General features: G+C 60.1%; 1 pseudogene. It reads left to right on the forward strand.

What is annotated here, in order from left to right:
* Window positions 1–246 precede the first annotated feature (246 nt).
* A pseudogene (locus ACTFO6_RS18000) lies at window positions 247–368 on the forward strand (class I SAM-dependent methyltransferase); the annotation flags it as partial.

Genomic DNA, 368 nt, shown 5'->3' on the forward strand with positions numbered 1-368 from the left:
CTCCTGCGTCGTCTTTGGCACAGCGTCCATGCTCGACCCATAATCTCCGCCCGGACGGGGCGATCCTCAAGGCTGCGGCCCCCATGAGCCCGCCCGTGCCCGCCTTGAAAAGGGCACGAGAGGAAAAAAGCGGATCTGGGTACAGGCGCCCCTAACCAGGGAACCGAAGGCGATCGGGATGGCCGGTCCTGTAAAAATATTCGACAGTCCGCCAGGCACCCGTATGCCATCGATGGGAGGTAAGCCATGGGAGCAAGTCGGTCCGAGCACGAGAAGACCTTGGAGAAAATCGCCCAAGCCTATTCTTCACCCCCCTGGTGGTACGACGTTCGCGGGTTTTTCATTCTGACCTTCGCTTACCGCAGTAC

The sequence above is a fragment of the Pelomicrobium sp. G1 genome (assembly GCF_051905455.1).
GTDB lineage: Bacteria > Pseudomonadota > Gammaproteobacteria > Burkholderiales > UBA6910 > Pelomicrobium.